The 26,722-nt window shown below is 71.2% G+C and carries 27 protein-coding genes; 8 read left to right on the top strand and 19 right to left on the bottom strand.

Annotated elements, in window-relative coordinates; genetic code table 11:
* The first annotated feature begins 16 nt into the window (after nucleotides 1–16).
* The 6 genes from ASF45_RS12730 (at nucleotide 17) to ASF45_RS12705 (ending at nucleotide 9,357) form a co-directional block, all read left to right on the top strand.
* Entirely contained in the window at nucleotides 17–1,285 is a 1,269-nt protein-coding gene (locus tag ASF45_RS12730; protein ID WP_056662439.1) for an amidohydrolase/deacetylase family metallohydrolase, read from the top strand.
* A gap of 26 nt (nucleotides 1,286–1,311) precedes the next feature.
* A complete protein-coding gene (locus ASF45_RS12725) occupies nucleotides 1,312–2,883 on the top strand; it encodes a gamma-glutamyltransferase family protein (protein WP_056663271.1) in 1,572 nt (523 codons plus the stop codon).
* Nucleotides 2,883–3,998 (top strand): DUF1116 domain-containing protein, encoded by a 1,116-nt coding sequence (locus ASF45_RS12720; RefSeq protein WP_082550980.1) that lies wholly within the window; start codon nucleotides 2,883–2,885, stop codon nucleotides 3,996–3,998. The genes ASF45_RS12725 and ASF45_RS12720 overlap by 1 nt, the downstream gene beginning before the upstream one ends.
* A complete protein-coding gene (locus ASF45_RS12715) occupies nucleotides 3,995–5,029 on the top strand; it encodes an ABC transporter substrate-binding protein (protein WP_056662438.1) in 1,035 nt (344 codons plus the stop codon). Before ASF45_RS12720 ends, ASF45_RS12715 begins: the two co-directional genes overlap by 4 nt.
* A gap of 152 nt (nucleotides 5,030–5,181) precedes the next feature.
* Nucleotides 5,182–5,487 (top strand): hypothetical protein, encoded by a 306-nt coding sequence (locus ASF45_RS12710; protein WP_056662435.1) that lies wholly within the window; start codon nucleotides 5,182–5,184, stop codon nucleotides 5,485–5,487.
* A gap of 147 nt (nucleotides 5,488–5,634) precedes the next feature.
* Nucleotides 5,635–9,357, top strand: a complete 3,723-nt coding sequence (locus tag ASF45_RS12705; protein WP_082550979.1) for a CHASE domain-containing protein — start codon at nucleotides 5,635–5,637, stop codon at nucleotides 9,355–9,357.
* Nucleotides 9,358–9,407: 50 nt separating this feature from the next.
* Here the strand turns inward: ASF45_RS12705 and ASF45_RS12700 are convergent, their stop codons facing one another.
* From ASF45_RS12700 to ASF45_RS12675, 6 genes are all read right to left on the bottom strand, one after another.
* Nucleotides 9,408–9,815, bottom strand: a complete 408-nt coding sequence (locus ASF45_RS12700) for a VOC family protein (protein WP_056662429.1) — start codon at nucleotides 9,813–9,815, stop codon at nucleotides 9,408–9,410.
* Nucleotides 9,812–10,291: a helix-turn-helix transcriptional regulator gene (locus ASF45_RS12695; RefSeq protein ID WP_056662426.1), complete on the bottom strand. Its 480-nt coding sequence runs from the start codon at nucleotides 10,289–10,291 to the stop codon at nucleotides 9,812–9,814. The genes ASF45_RS12700 and ASF45_RS12695 overlap by 4 nt, the downstream gene beginning before the upstream one ends.
* Nucleotides 10,288–10,869, bottom strand: a complete 582-nt coding sequence (locus tag ASF45_RS12690; protein WP_056662423.1) for a uracil-DNA glycosylase family protein — start codon at nucleotides 10,867–10,869, stop codon at nucleotides 10,288–10,290. The genes ASF45_RS12695 and ASF45_RS12690 overlap by 4 nt, the downstream gene beginning before the upstream one ends.
* A gap of 45 nt (nucleotides 10,870–10,914) precedes the next feature.
* The gene (ybeY, locus tag ASF45_RS12685; RefSeq protein ID WP_056662420.1) at nucleotides 10,915–11,376 is read right to left on the bottom strand and encodes an rRNA maturation RNase YbeY; all 462 of its coding nucleotides are present in this window, start codon (nucleotides 11,374–11,376) and stop codon (nucleotides 10,915–10,917) included.
* Nucleotides 11,377–11,449: 73 nt separating this feature from the next.
* Nucleotides 11,450–12,448: a PhoH family protein gene (locus tag ASF45_RS12680; protein ID WP_056662416.1), complete on the bottom strand. Its 999-nt coding sequence runs from the start codon at nucleotides 12,446–12,448 to the stop codon at nucleotides 11,450–11,452.
* A 41-nt stretch (nucleotides 12,449–12,489) separates the two neighbouring features.
* Nucleotides 12,490–14,022, bottom strand: coding sequence for a methyl-accepting chemotaxis protein (locus ASF45_RS12675; protein ID WP_063887656.1), 1,533 nt, complete (start codon nucleotides 14,020–14,022; stop codon nucleotides 12,490–12,492).
* 149 nt (nucleotides 14,023–14,171) lie between these two features.
* Between ASF45_RS12675 and ruvA the strand changes: the two genes are divergently transcribed.
* Both ruvA and ASF45_RS12665 read left to right on the top strand, forming a co-directional pair.
* Entirely contained in the window at nucleotides 14,172–14,747 is a 576-nt protein-coding gene (ruvA, locus tag ASF45_RS12670) for a Holliday junction branch migration protein RuvA (RefSeq protein ID WP_056662414.1), read from the top strand.
* Between the two features lie 74 nt (nucleotides 14,748–14,821).
* Nucleotides 14,822–15,973: a YeeE/YedE family protein gene (locus ASF45_RS12665; protein ID WP_056662411.1), complete on the top strand. Its 1,152-nt coding sequence runs from the start codon at nucleotides 14,822–14,824 to the stop codon at nucleotides 15,971–15,973.
* Here ASF45_RS12665 and soxB read toward each other — a convergent pair whose 3' ends face one another.
* The 13 genes from soxB to ASF45_RS34485 form a co-directional block, all read right to left on the bottom strand.
* Nucleotides 15,974–17,710: a thiosulfohydrolase SoxB gene (gene soxB / locus ASF45_RS12660; RefSeq protein WP_056662408.1), complete on the bottom strand. Its 1,737-nt coding sequence runs from the start codon at nucleotides 17,708–17,710 to the stop codon at nucleotides 15,974–15,976.
* A gap of 60 nt (nucleotides 17,711–17,770) precedes the next feature.
* On the bottom strand, nucleotides 17,771–18,433 hold the full coding sequence (gene soxX, locus ASF45_RS12655; protein WP_056662405.1) for a sulfur oxidation c-type cytochrome SoxX: 663 nt from the start codon (nucleotides 18,431–18,433) through the stop codon (nucleotides 17,771–17,773).
* A 14-nt stretch (nucleotides 18,434–18,447) separates the two neighbouring features.
* Complete coding sequence (gene soxA, locus ASF45_RS12650) at nucleotides 18,448–19,254, bottom strand: sulfur oxidation c-type cytochrome SoxA (RefSeq protein WP_056662402.1); 807 nt, start codon at nucleotides 19,252–19,254, stop codon at nucleotides 18,448–18,450.
* A 45-nt stretch (nucleotides 19,255–19,299) separates the two neighbouring features.
* Entirely contained in the window at nucleotides 19,300–19,611 is a 312-nt protein-coding gene (gene soxZ / locus ASF45_RS12645; RefSeq protein ID WP_082550978.1) for a thiosulfate oxidation carrier complex protein SoxZ, read from the bottom strand.
* Between the two features lie 48 nt (nucleotides 19,612–19,659).
* Nucleotides 19,660–20,115: a thiosulfate oxidation carrier protein SoxY gene (gene soxY / locus ASF45_RS12640; protein WP_056662395.1), complete on the bottom strand. Its 456-nt coding sequence runs from the start codon at nucleotides 20,113–20,115 to the stop codon at nucleotides 19,660–19,662.
* A 78-nt stretch (nucleotides 20,116–20,193) separates the two neighbouring features.
* Nucleotides 20,194–21,246, bottom strand: a complete 1,053-nt coding sequence (locus ASF45_RS12635; protein WP_056662392.1) for a c-type cytochrome — start codon at nucleotides 21,244–21,246, stop codon at nucleotides 20,194–20,196.
* Nucleotides 21,230–22,597 carry a sulfite dehydrogenase gene (gene soxC / locus ASF45_RS12630; protein ID WP_056662389.1) on the bottom strand — a complete coding sequence of 456 codons (1,368 nt, stop codon included), beginning with the start codon at nucleotides 22,595–22,597 and terminating at the stop codon, nucleotides 21,230–21,232. The genes ASF45_RS12635 and soxC overlap by 17 nt, the downstream gene beginning before the upstream one ends.
* 31 nt (nucleotides 22,598–22,628) lie before the next feature.
* Nucleotides 22,629–22,958 carry a metalloregulator ArsR/SmtB family transcription factor gene (locus ASF45_RS12625; RefSeq protein ID WP_063887668.1) on the bottom strand — a complete coding sequence of 110 codons (330 nt, stop codon included), beginning with the start codon at nucleotides 22,956–22,958 and terminating at the stop codon, nucleotides 22,629–22,631.
* 17 nt (nucleotides 22,959–22,975) lie between these two features.
* A complete protein-coding gene (locus ASF45_RS12620; protein WP_056662383.1) occupies nucleotides 22,976–23,284 on the bottom strand; it encodes a c-type cytochrome in 309 nt (102 codons plus the stop codon).
* Between the two features lie 164 nt (nucleotides 23,285–23,448).
* The gene (locus tag ASF45_RS12615; protein ID WP_082550977.1) at nucleotides 23,449–24,420 is read right to left on the bottom strand and encodes an MBL fold metallo-hydrolase; all 972 of its coding nucleotides are present in this window, start codon (nucleotides 24,418–24,420) and stop codon (nucleotides 23,449–23,451) included.
* Nucleotides 24,421–24,466: 46 nt separating this feature from the next.
* Nucleotides 24,467–24,808, bottom strand: a complete 342-nt coding sequence (locus ASF45_RS12610) for a metalloregulator ArsR/SmtB family transcription factor (RefSeq protein ID WP_235580894.1) — start codon at nucleotides 24,806–24,808, stop codon at nucleotides 24,467–24,469.
* Nucleotides 24,809–24,899: 91 nt separating this feature from the next.
* Nucleotides 24,900–25,319, bottom strand: coding sequence for a DsrE family protein (locus tag ASF45_RS12605; protein WP_082551007.1), 420 nt, complete (start codon nucleotides 25,317–25,319; stop codon nucleotides 24,900–24,902).
* Between the two features lie 130 nt (nucleotides 25,320–25,449).
* Nucleotides 25,450–26,703, bottom strand: a complete 1,254-nt coding sequence (locus ASF45_RS34485; RefSeq protein ID WP_156472977.1) for a carbonic anhydrase — start codon at nucleotides 26,701–26,703, stop codon at nucleotides 25,450–25,452.
* Nucleotides 26,704–26,722: the final 19 nt, after the last annotated feature.

The raw sequence follows: 26,722 nt of genomic DNA, 5'->3' as shown, positions 1-26,722 counted from the left end.
GAAGCAGGCAAGACAAATGACCAGCATGGTTCTGCAAGGGGGCCGGGTGATCGACCCCAGCGCCGGCCGCGACGGCCTCTTGGACGTTCTCGTGACCGACGGCCGCATCGCCGCCATCGCCGCCGACCTGGGTGCCGCCGTGCCGGCCGACGCCCAGCGGGTGGATTGCCGCGGCAAGCTGGTGCTGCCGGGCCTGATCGACACGCACGGCCATGTCTACCAGGGCGTGACGGGCCGCTTCGGCATGAACGCCGACCTGTGCGGCGTGCGCTCGGGCGTGACCACGCTCGTCGACCAGGGCGGGCCCAGCTGCATCACGCTGCCGGGCTTTCGCCAGTACGTGGCCGAGCCCTCGCACACGCGCGTGCTGGCCTTCCTGTCGGCCTACCTGGTCGGTGGGCTGGAGGGCCACTACTACCCCGAGATGTACCGGCCCGATTGCCTGGATGTGGACGCCACCGTGAAGTCCGCGCGGCAGAACCGCGACCTGGTGCGTGGCCTGAAAGCCCATGCCGAGATCGGCGGCTTCGCACGCTGGGGCGTGGACGTGATGCGCATCGCCTCACGCATGGGCCGCGAGGCCGAGCTGCCGGTCTACATCCACTTCGGCCAGCTCTGGCCCAAGCCCGAGCAGGGTGGCCTGCCCGTCAACCCGGATTCGATCTTCAACCAGGTGGTGGAGATGCTCAAGCCGGGCGACATCCTGGCGCACCCGTTCAGCCGCCACCCGGGCGGCTTCGTCGAAGAGAACGGCAAGCTGCACCCGCTGGTGCCCGAGGCGGTGGCGCGCGGGCTCAAGATCGACGTGGGCCACGGCTCGCACTTCAGCTACAAGACCGCACGCATCGTGCTGGACGCCGGCATCGTGCCCGACACGCTGGGCGCCGACATGCACGGCTACAACACGGCCGTGCCGCAGCCGGCCGGCACGCCGGACAGCCACCCCGACGAGGAGGACCACCTGTTCAAGGGCAAGACGCGCTTCAGCCTGACCTCGGCCATGACCAGCATGCTGGCGCTGGGCCTGCCGCTCGCGCACGTGGTCGACATGGTCACGCGCAACGCGGCGCGCATGGTCGGCATGGAAGGCGAGCTCGGCACGCTGACCGTCGGCGGCGTGGCCGACGTGAGCGTGCTCCACGACGCGCGCGGCCGCTGGCGCATGGCCGACAACGAAGGCACGCAGGTGATCGCCGAGCGGCTGCTGACGCCGGCCTTCTGCTTGCGCGCGGGCCGCCGCTTCGAGGCCGACGCCTCCATCCTCCCGATGGCGCAAGAAGCATGACGCAGCCCGTCCGTGGCCGCCGCGGCATGGCGGTCGCGCCGCACGCCCTCGCCTCGCAATCGGCCCTCGCGGTGCTGCGCGAAGGCGGCAACGCCATCGAGGCGATGGTGGCCGCGGCCGCCACCATCGCCGTGGCCTACCCGCACATGAACGGCATCGGCGGCGACAGCTTCTGGCTGGTCGGCCTGCCGGGCGCTGGCGGCACCGAGGTGGTCGGCATCGACGCCTGCGGCGCCAGCGCCGCGGCCGTGCGCCGCGAGGACTATGCCGGCAAGACCGCCATCCCGTTCCGCGGCGGCTCGGCCGCCATCACCGTGGCCGGCACGCTGTCGGGCTGGGACCAGGCGCTGGCGCTGAGCCGCACGCGGCTGGGCGGGCGCATGCCGCTCTCCCGGTTGCTGGCCGACGCCATCGACGGCGCGCGCCACGGCGTGCCCGTGACCGTGAGCCAGCACCGCAACAGCGCGGCCAAGCAGGCCGAACTGCAAGGCGTCAAGGGCTTCGCCGAGACCTTCCTGCCCGGCGGCCAGGCGCCGGCGGTGGGCAGCCTGTTCCGCCAGCCGCGGCTGGCGGCCACCTTCGAGCAGTTGGTCCGCGCCGGGCTGGACGATTTCTACCGCGGCGAGCTGGCCCGCAGCCTGGCGCGCGACCTGCTGGCCGTGGGCAGCCCGCTGGCGCTGGACGACCTGGCCCAGCACCGCGCGCAACTGCGCCAGCCGCTGCAGCTGGCGCACCGCGCCGGCACCGTCTACAACATGCCGCCGCCCACGCAGGGCCTGGTCTCGCTGATCATCCTCGGGCTCATGGACCGGCTGGGCGTGGAGCGCTTCGACCACCTGGGTGCCGACTACGTACACGCGGCGGCAGAGTCGGTCAAGCAGGCCTTCGGCGTGCGCGACGGCCACATCACCGACCCCGGCTGCATGACGGTGGACCCGGCCAGCTTCCTCGCGCCCGCCGCGCTCGACGCCATGGCCGCGCGCATCGACATGGGCCGCGCCGCCGCCTGGGGCCAGGGCAAGGGGCCGGCCGACACCATCTGGATGGGCGTGGTCGACGGCCACGGCAATGCGGTCTCGATGATCCAGAGCATCTACCACGAGTTCGGCTCCGGGCTGGTCCTGACCGAGAGCGGCGTGAACTGGCAGAACCGGGGCGCCTCGTTCTCGCTGGACCCCGCCCACATCAACACGCTGGCGCCGCGCAAGAAGCCCTTCCACACGCTGAACCCGGCGCTGGCGCTGCTGAACGACGGCCGCACCATGGTCTACGGCAACATGGGCGGCGACGGGCAGCCACAAAGCCAGTCGGCCGTGTTCACGCGCTGCGTGGTGCACGGGCTGGACCCGCAGGCCGCCATCGAGGCGCCGCGCTGGCTGCTGGGCCGCACCTGGGGCCAGAGCAGCGATTCGCTCAAGCTCGAGAGCCGCTTTCCCGACGCCACGGTCCAGGCGCTGCGTGCGCGTGGCCACGCAGTGGAGGTGCTGGGCGCCTTCGACGAGACCTTCGGCCACGCCGGCTGCATCCTGCGCGACGCCGCGGGCACCTGCACCGGCGGCTTCGATCCCCGCTCCGACGGCAGCGTTGCCGCGTTCTGATGGACACACCGACCGACTTCTCCACCTGGGCGGAAACCTTCGCCGGCGCCGCCTGGCGCAACGTGGTGCGCCGCCGCGTGGCGCTGCCGCATCTGGGCCGCGACGTACTGCTGCACGCCGGCCCGCCCTTCGACGGCCCGCCGCCCGCCCCGGTGCGCCAGGCCGCCGTGCAGGCCCTGCTGTTCGAAGGCCTGGCCGACGACGGGGCTGCTGCCCAGGCGCTGCTGGCCACGGGCGCCGTGCGCCTGCTGCCCGCGCAGGACCATGGCGTGGCCACGCCGCTGGCGCAGGTGGTGTCTGCCGCGATGCCGCTGGCCGAGGTCGGCGATGGCGTCACGCAGGCCTGGGCGCCGCTGGTCGAGGGCCCGCCGCCCGCGCTGCGCTTCGGCACCAGCGATCCGGCCGCATTGCCGCGCCTGCAGGCCGTCACCGAGCTGGGCCTGCAGCGCCTGGCGCCGCTGCTGCAGGCCAGGCCGCTGCCCCTGGCGCCCGTCATCGCCCAGGCGCTGGCCGAGGGCGACGAATGCCATGGGCGCACGGGCGCCGCCAACGCGGCGCTGCTGGCCCGGCTCGATGGCCTGCTGGACGCCGACCGCACGCTGCTGGCCGGCAGCCCCGGCTTCGTGCTGACCATCCTGATGGCGGCCGCGGCCTGGCGGCTGCGCCAGAGCGGCGCACCCATCGCAGCCGTGGGTGGCAACGGCCTGCGCTTCGGCCTGCGGCTGCGCGGCGACGCGGGCTGGCGCGCCATCGATGCCGCACCGCCCACCGGCATACGCTTTCCCCAACACGCCGGCGCCACGGCGCTGGGCGCCATCGGCGACAGCGCCGTGCTCGACTTCTGCGGCCTGGGTGGCCAGGCCTTGCCGGCCGCACCGGCCTTGTGCGATGAGTGGCATGCATCGCTGCCAGCCGATCTGGCCCAGCGCCGCGCGCTGGTGACCGACACCGTCTCGGGCCTGGTCGCGCCCGCCAGCGTGGCCGCCAGCGGCTTGCCGCCGCTGGTCAACCTGGCCGTGCTCGACGCGTCCGGCGCGGCCGGGCTGATCGGCCGCGGCTGGTACGCACCCGACCCCTCGCTGTTCTCTTCCGTTCCTGAAAGACCCACGCCATGAAGCTGCCTTCGCTCTCCCGCATCCGCACCGGCGCCCTGCTCGCGCTGGCCGCCCTGGCCGGTGCCGCTGGCGCCCAGCAGCCGACCAAGCTGCGCTTCGCGCTCGACTGGGTGTTCCAGGGCCCGCAGGCGCCGTTCCTGGTGCCGCACCAGAACGGCTGCTACCAGAAGGCCGGGCTGGACGTGACGACCGACCGCGGCTACGGTTCGGGCGACACCGTGGTCAAGGTCGGTGCCGGCAGCTACGACGTGGGCTTCGCCGACATCAACGCGATGGTCGAGTACAACGCCCGGCAGACCCGGCCCGAAGACCGGCTGATCGCCTTCTTCATGGTCTACGACGGCGCCGCGCTGTCGATCATCACGCGCAAGGACACCGGTGTCGCCAAACCGGCCGACCTGGTCGGCAAGACCATCGCCGCGCCGCCCGGCGACGCCTCGCGCCGGCTGTTCTCGGCGCTGGCGCAGGCCAACGGCTTCGACGCCAGCGCCGTCAAGTGGATGAACGTGGCGCCCGAGCTGCGCGAGACCATGCTCGCGCGCAAGCAGGCCGACGCCATCAGCGGCGCGGCCTTCACGGGCTACATGGGTGCGCGTGCGGTCGGCGTGCCCAAGGACGAACTGGTCGTGCTGCGCTTCCCGCAGTTCGGCTCCACGCTCTACGGCAGCGCGCTGGTGGCCAAGCGCAGCTATGCCGCGGCGCACGGCGCGACGCTGACGGCCCTGGCGCAGTGCGTTGCCGAGGGCATCGCCACCAGCATCCAGCAGCCCGCCGCCGCCATCGAGGCGCTGTACCAGCGCGACAAGCTGATCAACCGCGAGGTCGAGCAGGAGCGCATGCAGCTGTCGCTGGACTGGTCCATCGTGACGCCCTGGACGCGCGAGCACGGCCTGGGCGGCGTCGACCCGGCGCGGCTGCGCCAATCCATGCAGGAGGTCGCCAGCGCGCTGTCCATTCCAGCGCCCGACATCGCCGAGGTGTTCACCGCGCAGTACCTGCCCGCACGCGACAAGCGTTCCGTGCCCAGGTGAACGGGCGAGGCCTGCCGACCGGGACGTTTCTGGACGCTCACGCCCGCAGGCCGGCCACGGATTTGTCACCAGGCTGCTCCATTGGAACTGGATATATTTTCAGTATTTCATCGAAAAGCTGTATGCTTGAACAGCCATTCAAGGAGCTTTCGATGGACACCCTGCTCGACACCACCTACTTGGTCGCCCTGGTCGAACCGGCCTTGCCCGAGGCCATCCGCATGCACGCCGAACTGCGCTACTGCCGCGAACTGGAGCGCCGCCTGGGCACGCCAGACGACGTGGCACACGCGCTGCGCGCGATCGCGCGCGTGGCCGCGCTCGCGGACGAACCCGGCGCCGAGGCCCAGACCCTGCTCGTGCAATGGCGGCTGGCCAACCATGCGGCGCGCCAGCTGGCCGTGCAGGACCTGCCGCAGGCGGCGGCCCAGGCGCGGTTCGAAGTGCGGCTGGGGTAGCGCCCGCGTCCACACTTTTGTGGAAAGCCGTCCGGATCGCCTACAACGGCCTGCGCAAACCCGCGTTGTGCATTGGCGCGGCGATCCCTACATTTGCCCGAACACATTGGTGCAACTTTCGAGCAAAGGGAGCCGCAAGAGCGAGCCATGCGCAGCCCATCCTCTCCGTGGGTCTGGTCCCTCGTCGCGCTGGCGATGGGATGCGCGCTGGCCCTTGTCGAGGCGCAGCGCATCGCCGCCGCGCAGCAGGCGATCCGCGAACAGCGCTTCGACAGCCTGGTCGAGCGCGCGACCACCGAGCTGCTCAAGCGCCTGAACGTCTACGAGTACGGCTTGCGCGGCGCGCGCGGCGCAGTCATCGCGGCCGGCAGCGGCCAGATCACACGCGAGCGCTTTCGCCGCTACGCCGAATCACGCGAGCTGCAGCGCGAGTTCCCCGGGGCGCGCGGCTTCGGCTTCGTGCGCCGTGTGCCGCAGGCACAGCTGCAGGATTTCCTGGCCCGGGCACGCGCGGAACGGGCCGACTTCAGGATCCAGCAGCAGGGCACCCACGGCGACGACCTGCTCGTCATCCAGTACGTCGAGCCCGAGGCCCAGAACCGCGAGGCCATCGGCCTGGACATCGCCTCGGAGGCCCACCGGCGCGAGGCGGCGTTGCAGGCCCTGCACAGCGGCCAGCCCACGCTGACGCGCCCGGTCACGCTGGTCCAGGCCAGCGGCCAGCCTTCGCAGGGCTTCCTGTTCCTGCTGCCCATCTACACCGCCCAGGACGGCGCGGCCCCGCCGCAGCCCTCCGCGCACACCGCCGAGGGCCTGGCCTACGCGCCGCTCGTGATCCACGAGGTGCTGGCCGGCCAGACGCTGATCCACGACGAACTCTCGCTCGCGCTGTACGACACCGACGGCACGCAGCCACCGCAGCGCTTCTTCGCGGACGCCCAAGCCGACGAGGCGGCGCACGCCGGCCTGGTGCGCCGCGTGGCGCTGGCGGTGTACGGCCGCCAATGGACCGCCGAGTTCAAGGCCACGCCGGTGTTCACGGCCCGGCTCAACCTGCCCCCGCCGCAGCGCACGGCGCAGCTCATGGTGGGCGCCAGCGTGCTGCTGGCCACCCTGCTCTTTTTCTTCCTGCGCGACCGCCAGCACCGCCGCCAGGCCATGGTGGAGGACGCCCACATGGCGGCCATCGCCGAGAACGCCGGCGACGGCATCGTCGGCCTGGATCCAGAGGGCCGGATCACGCGCTGGAACCGCGCGGCCGAAAGCATCTTCGGCCGCAGCACGGCGCAGGTGCTGGGCCGCCCGCTGCAGGACTTCCTGACCGGCACGGACGGCACCGCCCCCGGCCCACTGTCGCGCACCGCGCGCTCGGAGTTCACGGCACAGCTGCAGCGCGACGGCCGCTCGATCGACCTGGACATCCGCAGCGCGCCCGTGGTGGCCCAGGGCGGCCGGAGCCTGGGCCTGGCCGTCACCGTGCGCGACATCACCGAGCAGCTGCGCGCCGACGAACGTTTCCAGCTGGCGGTGGAGGCCGCGCCGACGGCGATGCTGATGGTCGATGCGCAGCAGCGCATCGTGCTGGCCAGCCGCAAGGCCGAGGAGCTGTTCGGCCACGACGCGGCCGCACTGCGCGGCCTGTCGCTGGATGGGCTGATTCCGGAGCGCCACCGCAGCGAGCACGCAGACAACGTGGCCCGCTACCTGCGCGCGCCGCAGCCGCGGGCCATGGGCCAGGGCCGTGCGCTGTACGCGCGCCACCGCGACGGGCGCGACATCCCGGTGGAGATCGGCCTGAACCCGGTGCGCACGCGGGAGGGGCCGGCCACGCTGGCATCCATCACCGACATCACGCAACGGCGCCAGCTCGAGGTGCAGCTGCAGACCACGCTGGACCGGCTGCGCCTGGCGGTGGCGGCGGCCGACGTGGGCATCTGGGTCTGGCGGCTGGAAGAGGAGGAGATGGAGTGGGACGCGCGCATGTTCGAGATCTACGGCGTGCCACCCGCGCTGCGCGCCGGTGGCGGCTGGGTCGCGTTCTGGCAGTCGCGCGTGCACCCGGACGACCTGCTGGCGCTGCAACCCGGGCTGGAGCGGCTGCGGCGCGAGGGCGGCACCTACGAAGCCAGCTTCCGTATCACGCGCGCGGGCGAGACGCGCCACATCCAGGCCGCCGCCATCGTCGAGCACGGCGCCAACGGACAGGTGCAGCGGCTGGTCGGCATCAACCGCGACATCACGGCGCAGATCACGGCGCAGGACCGCATCCTGGAGCTCAACACCTCGCTGGAGGAGCAGGTCGCGCGGCGCACGCAGGAGCTGCACCTGGCGCTGGAGGACGCGCGCCAGGCCACGCGCACCAAATCCGAGTTCCTGGCGAACATGAGCCACGAGATCCGCACGCCCATGAACGCCATCCTGGGCCTGTGCTACCTGCTGGCCGGCCAGCGCCTGCCTGCCGATGCGCAGGCCATGCTGCAGCGCCTGCAGGACGCCGGACAGGGCCTGCTGGCCATCATCAACGACATCCTGGACTTCTCCAAGATCGAGGCGCACCGGCTGGAGATCGAGCAGCAGCCCTTCGACCTGGGCGCGGTGCTGGACAACCTGGCCTCGGTCATGGCCGCGGCCCGGGGCGACAAGCCGGTGGCGCTCGTCGTGCAACCGCCACCGCCCGGAGCGCGCTACCTGGTCGGCGACAGCCTGCGCCTTGGACAGGTGCTCATGAACCTGCTCAGCAACGCCATCAAGTTCACCGAACGCGGCGAGGTCACGCTGGGCGTGGCGCGCGAGGACGACGGCGCCACGCCGGGCCGGGTGCGGCTGCGCTGGTGGGTGTCCGACACCGGCATCGGCATCGGCCCCGAGCAGCAGGCGCACATCTTCGAAGCCTTCAGCCAGGCCGACAGTTCGACCTCGCGGCGCTTCGGCGGCACCGGCCTGGGCCTGACCATCAGCAGCCACCTGGTGGGCCTGATGGGCGGCAACCTGACCGTCGCCAGCGTGCGCGGCGTCGGCAGTACCTTCAGCTTCACGCTCGATCTCGCCACCACCGCGGCCGAGCGCTGCCCGCCGCTGCCCCAGGCGCCGGCCCGCCCGCCTGCAGGCCCCGCGGCACGCAGGCTGCAGGGCATGGCGCTGCTGGTGGTCGACGACAGCGAGATCAACCGCGAGGTGGCGGCCCGCATCCTGGGCGGCGAAGGTGCCACGGTGGCACTGGCCGACGATGGCGGCAGCGCGCTCGCGCTGCTGGCGCAGCAGCCCACGGCCTTCGACGTGGTGCTCATGGACATCCAGATGCCGGGCATGGACGGCTACGAAGCGACGCGGCGCATCCGCGCCACGCCGGCCCTGCGCCACCTTCCCGTGGTGGCGCTCACGGCCGGCGCCTTCGCATCGCAGCGCAGCAAGGCGCTGGCCAGTGGGCTGGACGCCTTCGTCGCCAAACCCTTCCTGGTCGACCAGCTGGTGCAGACGCTGCTGCACGTGCGGCGCAGCGGCGATGCCGCGGCGCCGGTGGATTTGCCACCATCGCGGCCCGGCGCAACGGCGATCGACGTGCAGCGCGGGCTGGCGGTCTACGACGACGCCCCGGCATTCGCCCGGGCCCTGGGCCGGTTCGTGCACCTGCATGGCGACGAGGCGCTGCAGCTGCGCCGCGCCAGCCCGGCCGAAGCGGCGGCGCTGGCACACCGGCTGCGCGGCGCCGCGGCGCAGCTGGGGCTGATCGAAGTGGCCGAACAAGCCGCTGCCTACGAGCATGCGCTGGGCAGCGGCCGCGCCACGGCCGCCGCGCTGGATGCGCTGGCGCAGGCGATGGCGCGGGCCGGCGAGGCGATCGCCGCCTACACGCGCCAGGCCGCCGGCTGAAACCAGACCGCCAGCGGGCGGGCCCGTGCGTTCGACCATGGCCCGCGGCGTCAGCCGCGCGCCTGGACCATCTTCCAGCCATTGCCAGAGGGGTCGCGGAAACCGGCATCCACCGTGCCGTAGCGCTCGACCGGCTCCTGCGTGAACTCCACGCCCAGCGCACGCAGGCGGGCATGGGCGGCACGGCAGTCTTCCACGGCCAGCACCAGCGGCGGCATCGCGCCCTTGGCCACGGCCGCCTGCAAGGCCTGCGCAGTGGCGGCGTCGTGCGTGGGCGGCCCGGGCAGGAGCAGGCCGAGCTGGAACGTGGGCTGCTCCGGGTGCTGCACCGTGAGCCAGCGGTAGTCGCCGTTGCGCACGTCGGTGTGCACGCGAAAACCGAGCTTGTCGACATAGAAGGCGCGCGCCTCTTCCTGGTCGCGCACGTACAAACCTGCCACTTCGATACCTTGCCTCATGGGGCCTCCTTGGAATGAGGCGCCTTTGTACCGTCGGCGCTACGGCGGCGCTTCTCCGAAACTGCCATCCTGAGGTCCGGCCGCTCGGCGGCGCCGAGCACGCAGGCCGGCACGCGGCCGGGCGCCTGCGCCGCGGCCCGCGCGCGCAGCCGCAGCTCGCCCGGGCTGCCGCCCGTGATGTCGCGGAAGGTGCGGCCGAAGGTGCCGAGGCTGGCCCAGCCGGTCTGCAAGGCGATCTCGGTGATGGGCAGTTCGGTCTCGCGCAGCAGCGCCGTGGCGCGCTCGATGCGGCGCGTGAGCAGGTAGCGGTGCGGCGGCAGGCCGAAGGCTTGCTTGAAGGAGCGTGCGAAATGGGCCGCGGAGACGGCGCTCACACGCGCCAGCCGCGCGACGGGCCAGTCCTCGTGCGAAGCCGCGTCCATGCGGTCCTTGGCGCGCAGCAGACGGCGCAGCAGCGCGGGGTCCTGCTCCGTCATGCCCGCAGCACCTCGGCCACGCGCGCGCGCAGCAGGGGCACGAGCTCGGCCTCGAACCAGCGGTTGCGCGCCAACCAGATGTTGTTGCGCGGGCTGGGATGGGGCAGCAGCATGGTGTGCGGCCAGCGGGCCAGCCAGTCGCGCACGGCTTCGGTCAGCGGCGGCGCCGGCCGGGGCAGGTGGTAGGCCTGGGCATGGATGCCGATCACCAGCGTCAGCTGCACCTGCCGCAGCTGCGCGAGCAGCGGTGCGCGCCAGGCCTTGGCGCATTCGGGGCGCGGCGGCAGGTCACCCGAGGGGCCGGTGCCCGGATAGCAAAAGCCCATGGGCAGCAGCGCCACGCGCTCGGCGTCGTAGAAGACGTCGGGCGCCAGGCCGGTCCAGCGGCGCAGGCGTTCGCCGCTCGCGTCGTCGAAGGGCTTGCCCGATGCGTGGACCTTGCGGCCGGGCGCGTGGGCGGCGATCAGGATGCGCGCGCCGGGGTGCGCCTGCAGCACGGGCCGCGGCCCCAGCGGCAGGTGCTGCGCGCACAGCGTGCAGGCGCGGATCTCGGCCAGCAGGGGGGCGAGGCTGGACACGGCGCCCCTCAGCGCCCCATGGCGCGGTGCACCGGTGCTTTCATGTCATGCGTAGGGATCGTCGAAGCCCAGCCGCGCCATGGTCTCGCGCTCGCGCGCTTCCATGGCCTCGGCATCTTCCTCGCCGGTCTCGTGGTCCCAGCCCTGGGCGTGCAGCGTGCCGTGCACGAGCAGGTGGGCGTAGTGGGCCTGCAGGGTCTTGCCGTTCTCGCGCGCCTCCTGCGCGACGACGGGCGCGCACAGCACGAGGTCGGCCGTGACCACGGGTTCCTGCGTGTAGTCGAAGGTCAGCACGTTGGTGGCGTAGTCGCGCTGGCGGTAGTCGCGGTTCAGCGCCTGGCCTTCCTCGGCGCCGACGATGCGCACGGTGATCTCGGCGTCCGCGTCCAGGGCATGGCGGATCCAGCGCGCCACCTTGTGGCGCGGCAGCGCGGCACGGTGTTCGGCCACGCCGTCGAAGGCGGCGAACTGCAGCGACAGCTGCAGGTCGTTCAGCTGACCGCTCATTGGTGCACCCTTCGGCCTGCGGCCTGTCCCGCCAAGCGGGAGCGAGCTTGCTGGGGGCGGCCCGGCGCGGCGCTCATCGCGCACCCCGGCGTGTGCGCACGACCTGCTCTGCCGCATCGCGGCCGGGCGCATCGGCATCGCCACCGCCGCCGCGTGCGTCGTAGGCATCGACGATGCGCGCCACCAGCGGATGGCGCACCACGTCGGCGCTGGTCAGCCGCGTGATGGCGATGCCCTTGACGCGCTTGAGCACGCGCTCGGCATCGATCAGGCCCGACAGCTGCTGCTTGGGCAGGTCGATCTGGCTCACGTCGCCGGTGACCACGGCCTTGGCGCCGAAGCCGATCCGCGTGAGGAACATCTTCATCTGCTCCGGCGTGGTGTTCTGCGCCTCGTCCAGGATCACGAAGGCGTTGTTCAGCGTGCGCCCGCGCATGAAGGCCAGCGGCGCGATCTCCAGCGCGTTGCGCTCGAAGCACTTGGCCACGCGCTCGGCGCCCATGAGGTCGTACAGCGCGTCGTAGAGCGGGCGCAGGTAGGGGTCGATTTTCTGCGCCAGGTCGCCGGGCAGGAAGCCCAGGCGCTCGCCGGCCTCCACGGCCGGGCGCGTCAGCACGATGCGCTGCACGGCCGAGCGCTCCAGCGCATCGACGGCGCAGGCCACGGCCAGGTAGGTCTTGCCGGTACCGGCCGGGCCGATGCCGAAGGTGATGTCGTGGCTGGCGATGTTGTCCAGGTAGGTGGCCTGGTTGAGCGTGCGCGCCTTGAGGTCGCCGCGGCGCGTCAGCAGCGAGGGGCCTTCCGGGCCGCCGGAGACATCGCCGTCGCCAGCCAGCATGAGCTGCACGGTGTCGGTGGCGATCGGGCGGGCGGCAATCTCGTACATGGCCTGCAGCACCTCCAGCGCGCGCTGCGCCTTGGCCTTGGGGCCGTCGATCTTGAACTGCTCGTGGCGGTGCGCGATCTTGACCTGCAGGGCCGTCTCGATCTGGCGCAGGTGCGCGTCCATGGGGCCGCAGACGTGGTCCAGCCGGGTGTTGTTGGGGGGCGTGAAGTTGTGGCGGACGATCATGGGGCGCCATTGTCGCCCGGCCATCGCCGCCCGCCACCAGGCTACACGCGGAACCGGCCCACGACCTGCGTCAGCCGCGTGGCCTGCTCGTGCAGCGACTGCGCGGCCGCGGCCGACTCCTCCACCAGCGCCGCGTTCTGCTGCGTCGTGCCGTCCAGCGCGCCGATGGCGACGTTGACCTCGCCCAGCGTGTCGGTCTGCTGCTGCACGGCGGAGGCGATCTCGCCGATCATCTGGTTCACGCGCGCGACCGAATCGACCACCTGGCGGATGGTGCTGCCCGCATCCGCCACCTCGCGCGAGCCCGAGGCCACCTGCGCCGCGGAGTTGCCGATCAGCGTCTTGATCTCCTTGGCAGCCTCGGCGCTGCGCTGGGCCAGCGTGCGCACCTCGCTGGCCACCACCGCGAAGCCGCGGCCCTGCTCGCCGGCGCGCGCGGCCTCCACCGCGGCGTTCAGCGCCAGGATGTTGGTCTGGAACGCGATGCCGTCGATCACGCCCGTGATGTCGGCGATCTTGCGCGAGGCGCCCTCGATCTCGCCCATGGTGCCGACGATGCGCGCCACCGCCTGCCCGCCCTGCTGCGCCACGTCGGCGGCGGCCGAGGCCAGCTGGCGCGCCTCCTGCGCCGAGGCGGCGCTCTGGCGCACGTTGTCGGTGGCCTGCTGCATGGCGGCCGAGGTCTGCTCCAGGCTGGAGGCGGTGTGCTCGGTGCGCGAGGACAGGTCCAGGCTGCCGGAGGACACCTGCCGGCTCGCCACCGCGATGCTGTCGGCGCTCTGGCGCACGGTGGCGATCGACTCCTGCAACGTGGCCTGCATGCGGGCCAGCGAACGCAGCAGGTCCCCGAGCTCGTCGCGTGCCTCCGAACGCAGCGCCTGCGTGAGGTCGCCGCCGGCGATGCGCTCGGCACTGGCCGTGGCCTGGCCCAGCGGCACCGTCAGCGAGCGCGTGATGCGCCAGGCCACCAGCGCGCCGAGCGCGATGGCCAGGGCCACCGTGGTCCAGATGCCCCAGACCACGGCGCGGTGGTTGGCTTCGGCCTCCTGGTGGGCCTGGGCGGCGCCCGCGTCGTTGGTGGCGATCAGGCCGGCGATGGCATCGGTGGTGGAGCGGAACACCTTGCGCGAATCGCCGCGCAGGAAGGCCAGCGCGGCCTCCTGCTGGCCCTGGCGGATCAGGCCCATCAGCCGGGGCTGCGAGGCGCGGTAGGCTTCGACGATGGCCTTGAACGCGTCGAAGCGCTGGCGCTCCTCGGGGCTGGAGATGCTGGCCTCGTAGGCCGTCATCAAGCCCGGCAACACGGTCCACTGCTTGTCGAGCCGGGCCTGTTCCTCCTGCAGCGCACCGCCCAGCAGGGCCTGCAGTTCGGCGCGGCGCATCTGGTTCAAGGCCTCGTTGATGCCGGCCAGCTGCTGGGTGCTGGCCAGCCAGTTGGTGGCCAGGTCGGTCACGCCTTCCTGGATCTTGTTGACCCGGTTCACGGCGTACAGCCCCATGGCCAGCATGACCAGCAGCAGCACCCCGAAGCCCAGGCCCATGCGCAGCCCCACACGCAGATTCGACACCTTCATCGCGTCCCCTCGGCGGGCGGGATTGCCCGAAGCCGTGAAACCTACCATGGGCACTGCAGGCAGGTTTCGCCGGGTCCGACGCAACCGACGAACGGCGGCGTTCGCCAGCCAGGCGTCGCGCCTGGGCTGGCGCATTACCATCGCCGCCCATGATCGGACGACTGCAAGGCCTGCTGGCCGAGAAGAACCCGCCCCAGGTGCTGGTGGACTGCCAGGGCGTGGGCTACGAGGTCGACGTGCCCATGAGCACCTTCTACAACCTGCCCGCGCTGGGCGAGCGCGTGACGCTGCTGACGCACTTCATCGTGCGCGAGGATGCGCAACTGCTCTACGGCTTCGGCACTGCGGCCGAGCGCAACACCTTCCGCCAGCTCATCAAGATCAGCGGCGTGGGGCCGCGCACGGCGCTGGGCGTGCTGTCGGGCCTGGGCGTGACCGACCTGGCGCAGGCCGTCACGTTGCAGGAGAGCGGGCGGCTCATCAAGGTGCCCGGCATCGGCAAGAAGATCGCCGAGCGGTTGCTGCTGGAACTCAAGGGCAAGCTGGGCGCCGACATCGGTCCGCACCAGGGCGCCACCACCGACCACCAGGCCGACATCCTGCAGGCGCTGCTGGCGCTGGGCTACAGCGACAAGGAAGCCGCCGCCGCGCTGAAGGCCCTGCCCCAGGACGTGGGCGTGAGCGAGGGCATCAAGCTCGCGCTGAAGGCGCTGTCCAAAGCCTGAAGCCGGGCCGGGCTCACCCGCCCGCTAAACTCACCGGCTGCCCCCGCAGCCCCTTTTCGAGCCCGCCCGCCGCCATGTTCGCCTCCACCGATCCCGCCACCATTGCCCGGACCGTCGTCGTCGGCGGCCTGCTCGTCGGACTGGCGCTGGGCATCGTCGGCCAGGCCAGCCGCTTCTGCATCCGCGGCGCCATCGCCGACTGGGTGATCTTCCGCGGGCCCGCGCGGCTGGCCTCCTGGCTGCTGGCCATCGGCGTGGGTGCGCTGTGCGTGCAGGGCCTGGTCAGCGGCGGCATGCTCGACGCCACGCGCACCATCGCCTGGTCGGACCGGCTGGCCTGGCTCTCCTGCGCCGTCGGCGGGCTGCTGTTCGGCTACGGGATGATCCTGTCGGGCGGTTGCCCGCAGCGCTGCCTCGTGAAGGCCGGCTCGGGCAGCCTCAAGGCCTTGATCGTGCTGGTGCTGGTGGCGATTGCCGCGCTCATGACGCTGCGTGGCGCCTTCGCCGGCCTGCGCGTGGACTACCTGGATGCCGCCGCGCTGCCGCTGGCCGGGCCGCAGGACCTGGGCGGCCTGCTGTCGCGCGCGTCCGGCGTCGGCGCGGCGGGCCTGCGCTGGGCACTGGCGCTGCTGATCGCGGCAGGTGCCTTCGCCTACGCCTGGCGCGCACGCCAGAGCCTGGATGCCGTGCACTGGGTCGGCGGCATCGGCGTGGGCCTGCTGCTGGGCGCCGCGTTGTTCATCACCGGCCACCTGGGCTTCCTCGCGGAACACCCGGAGACGCTGGAATCGGCCTGGCTGGGCACGCAGTCGCGCCGGCCCGAGGGCCTGTCGTTCTCCGCACCCATGGCGGCAGCGCTGGACCTGCTCACGCTGTGGACCGACCGCGCCACCGTGCTGACCTTCGGCGTGGCCGTGGCGCTGGGCGTGCTCGTGGGCAGCCACATCAGCGCGCGGCTGCGCGGTGAGTTCCGCCTCGAATCCTTCACCACGCCGGGCGAGCTGGCCTCGCACAGCGCCGGCGCGCTGCTCATGGGCTTCGGCGGCGTGACGGCGCTGGGCTGCTCGGTCGGCAACGGCGTCACCGGGCTGGCGCTGCTCTCGGCCGGCTCGGTGCTGGCCGTGGCCGGCATCGTGGCCGGCGCCTGCCTGGCCCTGACCGTGCAGGACCGGCACAGCACCGCGCGCGGCATCGGCACGCCGATGAAGCCGGCCGCCGGCCGCTGATCAGGCGGCGGCGTAGCCGGGGTTGGGCAGGCCGCCCGTGAGCTTCGGTTCGTTCACCTTGCGCGGCGTGACCTTGCCGCCCTGCGCCTTGAGCCACTGCTCGACCACCTCCCACACCGGACGGTTGCCGGCCCGGGCGGCCTCCTCGGACACCGGGGCCCAGCCGGCCACCTTGTAGGTGCGGCTGGCCTCGATGGGCTTGCCGCCCAGGCGCATGTCCTCGATGCGCCGGCCGGCCGTGGCCGTGGGGTTGCAGCTGTACTGCAGGCCGCCCACGCGCACCATGTCGCCACCCTGCTGGTAGTAGGGGTCGGGGTTGAACAGGTTGTCGCAGACGTCTTCGAGCACGGTCTTGAGCATCTCGCCCGACATCTCGGTCACCGTGGCGTACGAGTAGGTGGTGGCCGTCATGTCCATAAGCCATTCGCGCGTGATGGCCTGGCCGGGCAGCAGGCTGGTGCCCCAGCGGAAACCCGGCGAGAAGGCGATCTCGGCGCCCTGCACGTCCATCAGCGCGTCCAGCAGCAACTGGTCGCCCGAGCCGTTGAAGTTGCCACGCCGGTAGAGCAGGCCCTCGGTGTGGGCCAGCGTTTCACCGAGCTTCGCTTCGTAGGGCGCGCGGATCTTGGTGATCAGCGCATCCATCGCGGCATCGGCCGGCAGCATGTTGGCGAACACCGGCAGCAGGCGGTAGCGGAAGTCCGCCACCTTGCCACCCTTGACGTCGAAGTCCAGCACCGAGAGGAACTTGCCGTTGGAGCCGGCGTTGGTGACGATGGTCTTGCCGCCGCGGTTCTCCACCAGCGAGGCGACCGGCATGCCATCGTGCGTGTGGCCGCCCAGGATGGCGTCCACGCCGGTCACGCGGCTGGCCATCTTGAGGTCCACGTCCATGCCGTTGTGGCTCAGCACGACCACCACCTGCGCGCCCTTGCCGCGCGCCTCGTCCACCATCTTCTGCAGGTTCTCGTCCTGGATGCCGAACTCCCAGTCGGCCACCAGGTAGCGCGGGTTGGCGATCGGCGTGTAGGGAAAGGCCTGGCCGATGATCGCGCAGGGCACGCCGTTGACGGGGCGGATCACGTAGGGCTTGAACACCGGGTCGCCGAAGTCGGTGGTCTTGACGTTCTGCGCGACGAAGTCGACCTGGCCCGCGAAGTCCTTGTCGATGATCTCCTTGACGCGCTCCATGCCCAGCGTGAACTCCCAGTGGCCGGTCATCACGTCCACGCCGAGCAGCTTGGCGGCGTCCACCATGTCCTGGCCCTGGGTCCACAGCGCCGTGGCCGAGCCCTGCCAGGTGTCGCCACCGTCGAGCAGCAAGGCCCCGGGCCGGCTCGCGCGCATGCGCTGGACCAGCGTGGACAGGTGCGCGAAGCCGCCCACCTTGCCGTAGCGGCGCGCCCCTTGGTCGAAGTCGAGGTAGGTCAGCGCATGGGCCTGGGCCGTGCCCGGCGGCACCTTGGCGAGCTGGAGCAGATGCTCGCCCACCAGGTGCGGCAGCCGGCCCTGCATGCCGGCGATGCCCAGGTTCACGCTGGGCTCGCGGAAATGGATGGGCCTCAGCTGCGCATGGCAGTCGGTCATGTGCAGGAACGACACGTTGCCGAAGCGCGGCAGGTCGTACAGCGCCTCCGAGGCGGCCGCAGCGTCGGCCTCGCCCCACCGGGCCAGGCCCATGCCGGCCACCGAGGCCGCGCCCATGACCTGCAGGAACTCACGCTTGGACAGATTCATGAATCAGCACTTGCTTATGGATTGGGGGTGAAAAAGGCCTGGGATCGCCAGGCCGGTGCATCACTTGTTGACCGGTGACGCGGGGTCGAGCAGCAGCGCCATGATGTCGCGGACCTGGCCTTCGGTCAGGTTGCCCATGTGGCCCGAACGCGGCATGTTGGAGCAGGCGTTGTAGGCCTTGGCGTTCCAGATCTTGCCCCAGGTGTATTCCACGATGGGCTTGGCCGCCGCGCTGGCAGGGTCGGTCACGCCGCGCAGCTTGCCGTAGTGGTACAGGCTCGGGCCGATGGTGCCGAAGGAGATCTCCTCCTTGGCGATCTGGTGGCAGTTGTAGCAGTTGCCGCCGTTGACGGTGTTGGCTGCGTCGGTCCAGGTCTGGCCACGGCCGCTCTGGGCGATCTTCTCGCCTTCCTTCCAGTCGCCCAGGAATTTGCCGTCGCTGGGCCACTTGACGGTCTTGAGGTTCTCGGCCTCGATGCGCTTGGCCACCTCGGCCGCCAACGGCTTGCCTGCGACGTCGGCCGCGTTGCACAGCTTCAGGGTTTCGTCGATGCCGGTGACCCGGTCGACCGTGGCAATGCCCTGGCTGCGAAAGCCCGCCTTGACCATGTCCGCGGCGACCTGGTCGGCGTCGGCCGCAGCCCCGCCCATGCGGCTGGCGCAGCCCACGAGCACGGCGGTGGCCGCCACGGCGGTCGCGATGACGATGCGTGTCTTGTTCATGCCTGTTTCCTGCGTCAGCGCTTGATGGCGGGTGCGACGGACTTGGCCCCCTTGGCATTGACGCCCAGGTAGGTGGACAAGGCCGTCAGCGCATCCGCGCCGAACTCGGGATAGGGGAAGCGCTGCTGGCGGTAGCAGTCGTTCAGGCGCAGCTGCATGCTCCACATCTGCCCGTTGGAGACACGGTAGGCCGGCCAGGCCGCGAAGCCCACGCCGTCGCCCGGGTTCTTGGTCAGGTTGGGCAGGTCCTGCAGGCGGATGCGCTTGCCCTCCTCGCCGTGGCAGGAGGCGCAGGCGAAGTCGTGCGTGCCGCCGCGCATGAAGAACAGGCGCTTGCCGGCCTCGTAGTAGGTCTTCTCCTGGGCATGGCTCTGCGGCAGGTTGAAGGGCAGGCCCTTGGACTCCGCGGCCACGTAGGTGGCCAGGGCCGTCACATTGGCCATCTCGCCGCGGCCGAACGGCGTCTGGGCGATCTCGGCGGCGTTGAAGCCCTGCAGCTGCTCCATGCAGGTGATGAGCCGCGTCTCCAGGTCCTGCACCTTGCCGGTGTCGGCGAACCAGCGCGGCAGCTCGACGAAGGCACCCTTGACCACGCCCGGGCCCTTGCCCAGGTCGCAGGCCTGCAGCGAGGCGTTCCTGGGCCCGCGCTTGGTCTTCCACAGGTCCTCGCCCTTGGCTTCGAAGAGATCCGCCGGATTGCCGTCTTCCAGCATCTTGCGGTACTCCTCGATCGATTCGGTCGTGGTCTTCTGGGCGAATGCGCACTGCGCTGCGGCGAGACCCAGCAGCACGGCCCAGAGTGTTGTCTTCGTTGTTGTCATGCGTTCCACTCGTTCTCGACAGGCCCCGTGGGAAGGGGCCGAAGCTCAGGACACGGTCGCTTCGTCCGTGCGCGTGTCGCCCTTGTTGTCCTTCCAGGTGACCGAGACCTTGTCGCCGGCCTTGGCGCCCTTCAGCGTGAACTGCATGAAAGGGTTCTTGGAGACCGCGGGGCCCCACTCGGCGCTCATCACGGGCTTGCCGTTGTGGGCAGCGGTGACTTCGGTGATGTGCCAGGCGGGAATGGTCTTGCCCGCGCTGTCCTTGCGCTGGCCGGTTTCCATTTCGTGGCTCATGAGGACGCGGACGACGGCATTGCCGCCGTTCGCCTGCGCGCGGATGCGCATCGGATCTGCCATGGTGCTGTGCTCCTGGATGTCTGGATGGGGTGAAGTCTTGCGGGCCGCTCAGCCGCCGCAGCCGCCGAGCGTGACCTTGACTTCCTTCTTCGCGTACAAGGCCTTGCCGTCGTTGGTGATCGCCACCGCATACACATCGGAGGTCTGGCCCATCTTGGCGCGCGTGGCGAAGCTGGGTTCGACCGCCTCGCTCACGTTGAACATCGCGACCAGCGCGTTGGGGTTCTTCTCGACCAGCACCAGCAGGTGCTTGAGGTTGGGCAGCGTGGAGGCCACCGCCATCGGCACGACGGCGCCGTTCTCGGCGATGTCGGGCGCGGTCAGGGTCACGTCCTTGCTCTCGGCCGGGGCAGCGCCGCCGAAGGCCTTGGCCGCATCGGCGATGCTCTTGGCTTCGAAGGCCGTCTTGTTGAACGCGAGCGCATCGCGGGGAAGGAAGCCGGCAGCGGCCAGAAGGCCGGCCACCGCCATGGATTGCTGCAGGGTATCGCGTCGGGTTTGCATCGCGGCTCCAGATGACTCGTTAGTTAAGCAGATACTAATGTGACGGGGGTCACACACTATCGGGAATATCCCTGTCGGTCAGCGGCGCGCGCCGCTGCCCAGCCAATCGGCGATTGTCTTCGCTTCCTCGGCGGAGACCTGCTGGGGCGGCATGGGCATGCTGCCCCAGACGCCGGAGCCGCCGGACTGGATCTTGCCGGCCAGGTAGTCGCCCTTGCCCGCGTGCCGCGTGGCGATCTCGGCCCAGCTCGGCCCGATCGTCCTGCGGTCGGGTGCGTGGCAGGCGGTGCAGCTGTTCTTTGCCAGCAGCTCGTTCGGCATGGCGGGGCCCGCCGCGGCCGGTGCGGGGGCCGGCACGGCAGCGCCCTGCGCCTTGCCCGTCTCGGCGCCGCGCTGGGCGCCGACCGTGCGGTTCTGTTCGGCCAGGTTGCCATGCGCGTTGCGCGCGAAGTCGGGCAGGCTGGAGGCGACCCTGGCCTCGACCGGGCAGTCCTTCATGCAGGCCGTCGCCGCCACGTCGGGCCTGGCGGCGGTGCCGGCGATGCCGTCGCCCGGCCACAGGGCGTGGGCGGTGGTCATGCCGTTGCGGTTGGGCATGCGCTGCTGCACCTCGGCGATGTTGCGGTCGCTGAGCACGTAGTCGTCGGGCACCACGCCGGCAAGATTGAGCAGGAACGCGGTCACCGCATAGACCTCCTCGGTGGACAGCGACTTGGGCTGGTTCCACGGCATGGCGCGGTTGATGTAGTCCCATAGCGTGGACACGGTGGCGACCTTCATCATCGTGGTGCGGCCGGGGTAGTCGGTGCGGCGCAGGTTGGCCACGCGGCCGGTCCGGATGTCCTCGGCCGTGGTGCCGCCGACCAGCGGGTTGAACACCTCGTTGGATTCGCCGAACACGCCATGGCAGGAGGCGCACTTGGCCTCCCACACGTCCTGCCCCTTGGCCACCGAGCCGGCGCCCTTGGGCAGGCCCTTGAAGTCCGGGCGCACGTCGATGTCCCAGGCCGCCACCTCGGCGGGCGTGGCGGCACGGCCCAGGCCCGGGAAGCGTTCCGCGGGCTGGGCCTGCACGGCCGCCGCGCCGGCCAGCAGGGCCAGCGCGGCCGCCAGTTCACGCAGCCTGGACATTCTTCACCTCCCCGCTCTCCTGCACCAGCCAGGACTGGACCGCGTTGTTGTGGTAGATCGACCGCGTGCCCCGCACGGCCCGCAGCTGGCGGTAGCTGGGCTGCACGTAGCCGGTCTCGTCCATGGCGCGGCTCTGCACGATGGCGGGCTTGCCGTCCCAGACCCAGTCGATGTTGAAGCGCGTGAGGCACCGGTCCATGACCGGGCCTTCCAGCCGCGCCGTGCGCCAGTTGCGCCCGCCGTCCACCGACACGTCCACGCGCTTGACCTTGCCGCGGCCCGACCAGGCCAGGCCGGTGATGTTGTAGAAGCCCTTGTCCAGCAGCACCTGGCCGCCCGAAGGCGTGGTCACCACGCTCTTGCACTCCTGCGTGCTGGTGTACTGGCGGTGCTGCCCATCGGGCATCAGGTCGATGTAGTGCACGGCCTCGTCCTTGGCACCCCAGGGCTGGTCGCCGACCTCGATGCGGCGCAGGTACTTGACCCAGCTGACGCCCTGCACGCCCGGCACCACGAGGCGCAGCGGGTAGCCGTTCTCGGGCCGCAGCATCTCGCCGTTCTGCCCGTAGGCGACCAGCACGGCGCCCGAGCGCACCATGTCTATCGGGAGGGTGCGCGTCATGGAGGAGCCGTCGGCCCCCTCGGCCAGCACGAACCGGCCGCGCTGCAGGTCGGCACCGGCCATCTCGAGCAGCGTGATCAGCGGCACGCCCGTGAACTCGCTGCACGAGAGCATGCCGTGCGAGTACTGGCAGGTGGGCACCGCCACGTTGCCCCACTCCATGCCGGTGTTGGCCCCGCACTCGATGAAGTGAAAGCGCGAGACCGCGGGCAGCCGCATGAGCTCGTCCATCGTGAACACCTTGGCCTGCCGGACCATGCCGTTGAGCATGAGGCGGTGCTTGGACGGATCGACATCCCACCAGCCCTGGTGGTGCCGCTCGAAATGCAGGCCGCTCGGCGTGACGATGCCGAACAGCGACTGCAGCGGCGCGAACGAGACCGAGGCCTGCGCGGTCTGCGTCAGCCCCGGGCTCTGGCGGCGCTGCACGTTGCGCTCGTACTTCGAGGGCTTGCCGTAGCCGTCCGTGACCACCGGCTGGCCCAGGCCCGTGGAGTGCTCGGGCAGCTGCAGGATGGTGGGGTCGCCGTCTTGCGCAACGGCGGCCGAGTGCGCCTGCGCCTGCGCCAACGGCACGGCTGCGCCCGCCGCCGCGGCCGCGAAGGCGCCGCGGATGAAGTCGCGCCGGCCCTTGCGCGCCTCCTGCACCACGGCGGCGATGCCGCTGCGGTCCAGGAAGCTCTCGGGTGCCTTGCGCAGCCGCCCGAAGCCGATGCCATGTATGTCCATCTTCGTCCTTTCGCTCACCGCGACCACCTGTTCATGCCCCTTCTCCCCTGTCCACCATGCGGCGCACGGCCTCGCACAGCAGGCCGCCGTGCGCCGGGGCGATGCCGTAGAAGACCTGGCTGCCCCGGCGCTGGCGCGTGAGCACGCCGCAGCGGTACAGCGTCGCCAGGTTCTGCGACACGCTGGGCTGGGCGCTGCCCAGCGCGGCGCGCAACTCGCCCACGTTCATGGCGCCACGGCACAGCAGGTCCAGGATGCGCAGCCGCAGCGGCGTGCCCAGCAGCGCGAACATCTCGGCCGCCCGCTCGAACACCTGGGCGGACCCGGCATCCGCATGCGGGTCTGGTGTGGCATCGTGCATGGCCGCGCGCGCCTTCTTCAGTTGGCGCCGGCCAGGACCCATTCGGCCAGCGTCCGCGCATCGGCCTCGCTCAAGCCCGGCTGGGCCGGCATCGGCACGGGCCCCCACTTGCCCGATCCACCGGCCTTGATGCTGCGCGCCAGGGCCTGGGCCGCATCCTTCTCGCCCGCATACTTCTTGGCGATCTCCTGGTAGGCCGGGCCGACCAGCTTCCTGTCGGCCGCATGGCAGGCCAGGCAGGCGTTCTTCTGCGCCAGCTCCCTGCTGGCCCAGGCCGGCAAGGCCAGGAACGCCGCCGCAGCCAGGACGAGGCTGATGGACTTCATCGGGGATGTCTCCTCATACGTTTATTTCGAATATCAGCATGTTCGAATATATAGGAGCCGAAGCGGCCACGCCACCCTGTTGCGCCCGGTGAAAACCCGAGGTCCGCGCCGGGCTCAGCGGCGCGGCGCGCGAAGCGCTGCGCAAGGGCAGGCCTGCGCCGCGCTCACGGCTCCTCGTGCTCCATCAGCAGATAGGTGTTGTAGGCGTTCATGCGGTTGGCGGCCTGGAACAGCGGCAGGTGCGCGAAGCGCGACCAGTCCGTGCGGGCGTATGCCGCGTCGAAGGGCTCCATCTCGCGCGCCGCGCGGCCCATGGTCTGGCGCAGGTAGGCGAGGTAGTCGCGCGTGAGTTCCAGGTCCGCCCGCGCGTCGCGCGTCATCGGGCCGTGGCCGGGCACCACCACGGCCACGTCGAGCGCCAGCAGCCGCGTCAGCGCCGCGATCCACTCGCCGCTGCGGGCCTGGCCGACGAAGGGCACGCGGCCGCGGAACACCAGGTCGCCCGCGAACAGCAGCCTGTGCGAGGGCACGAACACCGCCAGGTCTTCCGGCGTGTGCGCCGGGCCCACCGGCATGAGCTGAAAGCGCACCTGACCCACGACGAGCTCGCGCGGGCCGTCGATCCATTCGTCCGCCGGCACCAGCTGCGTCTGCGCATCGATCCAGGGTGCAAGCTCTGTGCGGGAGGCCTCCAGGCGCGACGCCGCCAGCTCGGAATGCAGGTACTCCAGGCCGCCACGGTGGGCGATGATGCGTGCGCCGGCGCGCTGGAACTCCTGCAGGCCGTAGACGTGGTCGGCGTGGTAGTGGGTGACGATCACATGCGTCACCGCCTTGCCGGTGACGCGGTGGATCTCCTGCATGAATTCGCGCGCCAGCTGCGGCGAGCCCAGTGCGTCGATGGCGACCACGCCCGCCTCGGTCGCGACGAAGCCCGCATTGGAGATGAAGTTGCGGTTCTGCGGGCTGCCCAGGGCCGACACCCCCTGCACGTACCAGGCCGAGGGCGCCACAGCCAGGGCCACCGGCCCCGCAGCCGGCTGCGCCGTTGCCACGGACACGAGGCCGGACAACGCCCACCCCAGCACGGCCATGCGCAGGCCGCCGCGCCAGGATTGCGGTTTCAAATAAGCCATGGCTTATTTTCAACAGGAAGCCGGGCGATCGGCCCCGGGCTTGCGCCTATTGCAGGTCGGACTCGATCGCGATCTGCGTGCACACGGCCCGGCAGAGCGTGACGACGCGGTCGTTGTTGATGCGGTAGTAGATCTGCACCCCCTCGCGCCGCTTGGCCAGCACGCCGGCCTGGTACAGCGTGTTGAGGTGCTGCGACATGTTGGGCTGGGTGGTGTCGATCTCTTCGAGCAGTTGGGTGACGTTCTTCTCGCCATTGCACAGCGCGCTGATGATCTTCAGCCGCATGGGGGCGGACATCACGCGGAACACCTCTGCGGCCAGTTCGAAGACCTCGTCCGATTCCGCCGGAGCGGCCGCCTTCATCGCACCCATTGCCCGCTTCACCATGATGAGTCCTTGCCCTTCGTGCCTATATTAACAACGGGCGATGTTTGCCGCACCCGGATTTTTGCGCAGGCGCGGCACGGGACGGTGGTGCTCAGGGCTTGAGGTAGGCGTAGCCCTCGCGCGCCTGCAGCCGCGCCACGCGCACCACGCCGGAGGGCGTGAACTCCGCGTCCATGGTGAACTGGTCCTTCTTGAGATTGCGGTTGCGCAGCGTGATCTCGCAGATCTCGAAGCGCACGCCCCGCGCTTTCAGCGCACTGACCAGCGCGCCGTAGTCGATGTCGGGGTTCTTCGCATCGCGCGCGCCCTCCATCAGGAAGTCGATGCCTTCGGCATGCGTGACCACCACGATGGTGGTGTCCGGTGCCACGTCCAGGTGGTTGCGGATGTTGCGCAGCCCCTTGGTGGCCTGCGCCGCGGCGTTGTCGATGTGGTAGACAACCTTGTCCTGCGCCAGGGCTGCACCGCACAGCAGCACCAGGCCCGTCAGCGCAGCCAGCAGCTTTCTCATGGTCTTCATGGGATTCCTTTCTCGATGCATCAGTCTCAGCGCATCGATGGTCGCCGGCTGTACGGGTTTTCCCCTCTGATTGGCCGCGCCGAGACGGGCGCAGAAATCAACACCTGCTGATGGATCAGCGCTACTGCGCGTCGCGCACGATGCGTCCGTTCAGCGCCTGCACCGGCCGGGCGTTGGCCGGGAACATCTGCGCGAACAGCCGCAGTTGGTCGGCGCTCAGCGTCACGGGCTGCTTGAGCACCATCCACAGCACGCCCTCGGTGCAGGGCGGCTGGGTCAGCGAGCCGAAGAACTGGTAGTAGCGCTGGTCCTTGGGCAGCAGCGTGGAGAGGTCCAGCCAGGCCAGCGGCATGCGCACCATGTCGCCAGCGTCCAGCGGGATGTAGGTCCAGACCCGGTCGATGAACGGGTTCTCCTCGCCAGGCTGCAGCAGCACGGCGACGATGGCGGTCTGGCCCTGGGCGTTGCGGTGCACCAGGTGCACGCCCATGGCGAAGCCGCCGTGGTTGATCACCTCCCCGGCCGGGTGCTGGAAGTCGAAGGACTCCAGCCGCCAGCTGCTGCCGCGCACCTGCAGCACATTCTCGCCCTGCACCTCGACGCGGATGGTGCGCCCGTCGTGCACCACGGTGCCGGTGCTGGGGCGGTAGTCGAAACCCAGTGCCTCGTTCGGTCCCTGCAAGGCCGCCGATTCCTCGATGTGGATGGGCGACTGGCGCTGCCCGCTGCCGCACAGCTGGTACTCGGGCTGCAGGCGCGCCCAGGCCTGCGGGCCGCCCGGGCCGCTGTACGACCAGGGCGGCGGCGGGGCCGCGGGCTTGCGCTCCTCGGGCAGCGCACCGTCGCGCGGCAGGCGGGCCTGGACCGGGATCGGCAGGCCCAGCGCGATGGCCCGGGCACGCTCGTACTGGCGCTGGACCTGCTCCTCGCTGGCGCGCGCCGGCGTCCGGGCGGTCGCCGACGGCGCGGCGCTGGCGGTGCGTGCCAGCGCGGGTGCGGCGGCGGGTGCGGTCCGCTGTGGCGGCACCTCGTCCTGGGCGGTGGCCTGGGCCTTGCGCGCCGGGGTGGAGGCCGCGGCCCTGGGTGCACTCGGGGCAGTGGGCGGCGTGGGGACCACGCGCAAGGCGCCGCCCTGCCCCACGTTGACGGTCACGCTGGGCGTCGGCGCAGCCGGCGGTGGCTCGCCCTTGGCCGGTCGCTTGGTCGGCGCGGTGCGCTGGCTGTTGGCGCGCTCGATGGCCTCGCGCAGCTGCTGCGACATGCGTTCGTTGCCGCCCTGGGTCGGCTGCGCCCAGGCCACGGGGCCCACGGACGCCAGCGCGCCGCCCAGCAACACGGCGAGGAGAAAACGGGGCGATGGCAAGGCAATGGGCATGGTGGGTGGATGGCGCTGG

Origin of the sequence: Pseudorhodoferax sp. Leaf265 (assembly GCF_001422365.1) — a bacterium.
In the GTDB taxonomy this organism is placed as follows: domain Bacteria; phylum Pseudomonadota; class Gammaproteobacteria; order Burkholderiales; family Burkholderiaceae_C; genus Pseudorhodoferax.
The sequence above is the reverse complement of the archived record's forward strand: the minus strand, read 5'-3'. Positions and strand labels throughout refer to the sequence as shown.

Excerpts from the sequence above, each read along its gene's own strand:
- ASF45_RS12715 (WP_056662438.1), top strand. The coding sequence starts at position 3,995 with ATGAAGCTGCCTTCGCTCTCCCGCATCCGCACCGGCGCCCTGCTCGCG.
- ASF45_RS12710 (WP_056662435.1), top strand. The coding sequence starts at position 5,182 with ATGGACACCCTGCTCGACACCACCTACTTGGTCGCCCTGGTCGAACCG.
- ASF45_RS34485 (WP_156472977.1), bottom strand. The coding sequence starts at position 26,703 with ATGCCCATTGCCTTGCCATCGCCCCGTTTTCTCCTCGCCGTGTTGCTG.
- ASF45_RS12730 (WP_056662439.1), top strand. The coding sequence starts at position 17 with ATGACCAGCATGGTTCTGCAAGGGGGCCGGGTGATCGACCCCAGCGCC.
- ASF45_RS12605 (WP_082551007.1), bottom strand. The coding sequence starts at position 25,319 with ATGAGAAAGCTGCTGGCTGCGCTGACGGGCCTGGTGCTGCTGTGCGGT.
- ASF45_RS12610 (WP_235580894.1), bottom strand. The coding sequence starts at position 24,808 with ATGGTGAAGCGGGCAATGGGTGCGATGAAGGCGGCCGCTCCGGCGGAA.
- soxC (WP_056662389.1), bottom strand. The coding sequence starts at position 22,597 with ATGGACATACATGGCATCGGCTTCGGGCGGCTGCGCAAGGCACCCGAG.
- ruvA (WP_056662414.1), top strand. The coding sequence starts at position 14,172 with ATGATCGGACGACTGCAAGGCCTGCTGGCCGAGAAGAACCCGCCCCAG.
- soxB (WP_056662408.1), bottom strand. The coding sequence starts at position 17,710 with ATGAATCTGTCCAAGCGTGAGTTCCTGCAGGTCATGGGCGCGGCCTCG.
- ASF45_RS12720 (WP_082550980.1), top strand. The coding sequence starts at position 2,883 with ATGGACACACCGACCGACTTCTCCACCTGGGCGGAAACCTTCGCCGGC.
- ASF45_RS12620 (WP_056662383.1), bottom strand. The coding sequence starts at position 23,284 with ATGAAGTCCATCAGCCTCGTCCTGGCTGCGGCGGCGTTCCTGGCCTTG.
- ASF45_RS12665 (WP_056662411.1), top strand. The coding sequence starts at position 14,822 with ATGTTCGCCTCCACCGATCCCGCCACCATTGCCCGGACCGTCGTCGTC.
- ASF45_RS12725 (WP_056663271.1), top strand. The coding sequence starts at position 1,312 with ATGGCGGTCGCGCCGCACGCCCTCGCCTCGCAATCGGCCCTCGCGGTG.
- ASF45_RS12700 (WP_056662429.1), bottom strand. The coding sequence starts at position 9,815 with ATGAGGCAAGGTATCGAAGTGGCAGGTTTGTACGTGCGCGACCAGGAA.
- ASF45_RS12635 (WP_056662392.1), bottom strand. The coding sequence starts at position 21,246 with ATGTCCAGGCTGCGTGAACTGGCGGCCGCGCTGGCCCTGCTGGCCGGC.
- soxX (WP_056662405.1), bottom strand. The coding sequence starts at position 18,433 with ATGAACAAGACACGCATCGTCATCGCGACCGCCGTGGCGGCCACCGCC.
- soxZ (WP_082550978.1), bottom strand. The coding sequence starts at position 19,611 with ATGGCAGATCCGATGCGCATCCGCGCGCAGGCGAACGGCGGCAATGCC.
- ASF45_RS12615 (WP_082550977.1), bottom strand. The coding sequence starts at position 24,420 with ATGGCTTATTTGAAACCGCAATCCTGGCGCGGCGGCCTGCGCATGGCC.
- ASF45_RS12625 (WP_063887668.1), bottom strand. The coding sequence starts at position 22,958 with ATGCACGATGCCACACCAGACCCGCATGCGGATGCCGGGTCCGCCCAG.
- soxY (WP_056662395.1), bottom strand. The coding sequence starts at position 20,115 with ATGCAAACCCGACGCGATACCCTGCAGCAATCCATGGCGGTGGCCGGC.
- ASF45_RS12675 (WP_063887656.1), bottom strand. The coding sequence starts at position 14,022 with ATGAAGGTGTCGAATCTGCGTGTGGGGCTGCGCATGGGCCTGGGCTTC.
- ybeY (WP_056662420.1), bottom strand. The coding sequence starts at position 11,376 with ATGAGCGGTCAGCTGAACGACCTGCAGCTGTCGCTGCAGTTCGCCGCC.
- soxA (WP_056662402.1), bottom strand. The coding sequence starts at position 19,254 with ATGACAACAACGAAGACAACACTCTGGGCCGTGCTGCTGGGTCTCGCC.
- ASF45_RS12680 (WP_056662416.1), bottom strand. The coding sequence starts at position 12,448 with ATGATCGTCCGCCACAACTTCACGCCCCCCAACAACACCCGGCTGGAC.
- ASF45_RS12695 (WP_056662426.1), bottom strand. The coding sequence starts at position 10,291 with ATGACGGAGCAGGACCCCGCGCTGCTGCGCCGTCTGCTGCGCGCCAAG.
- ASF45_RS12705 (WP_082550979.1), top strand. The coding sequence starts at position 5,635 with ATGCGCAGCCCATCCTCTCCGTGGGTCTGGTCCCTCGTCGCGCTGGCG.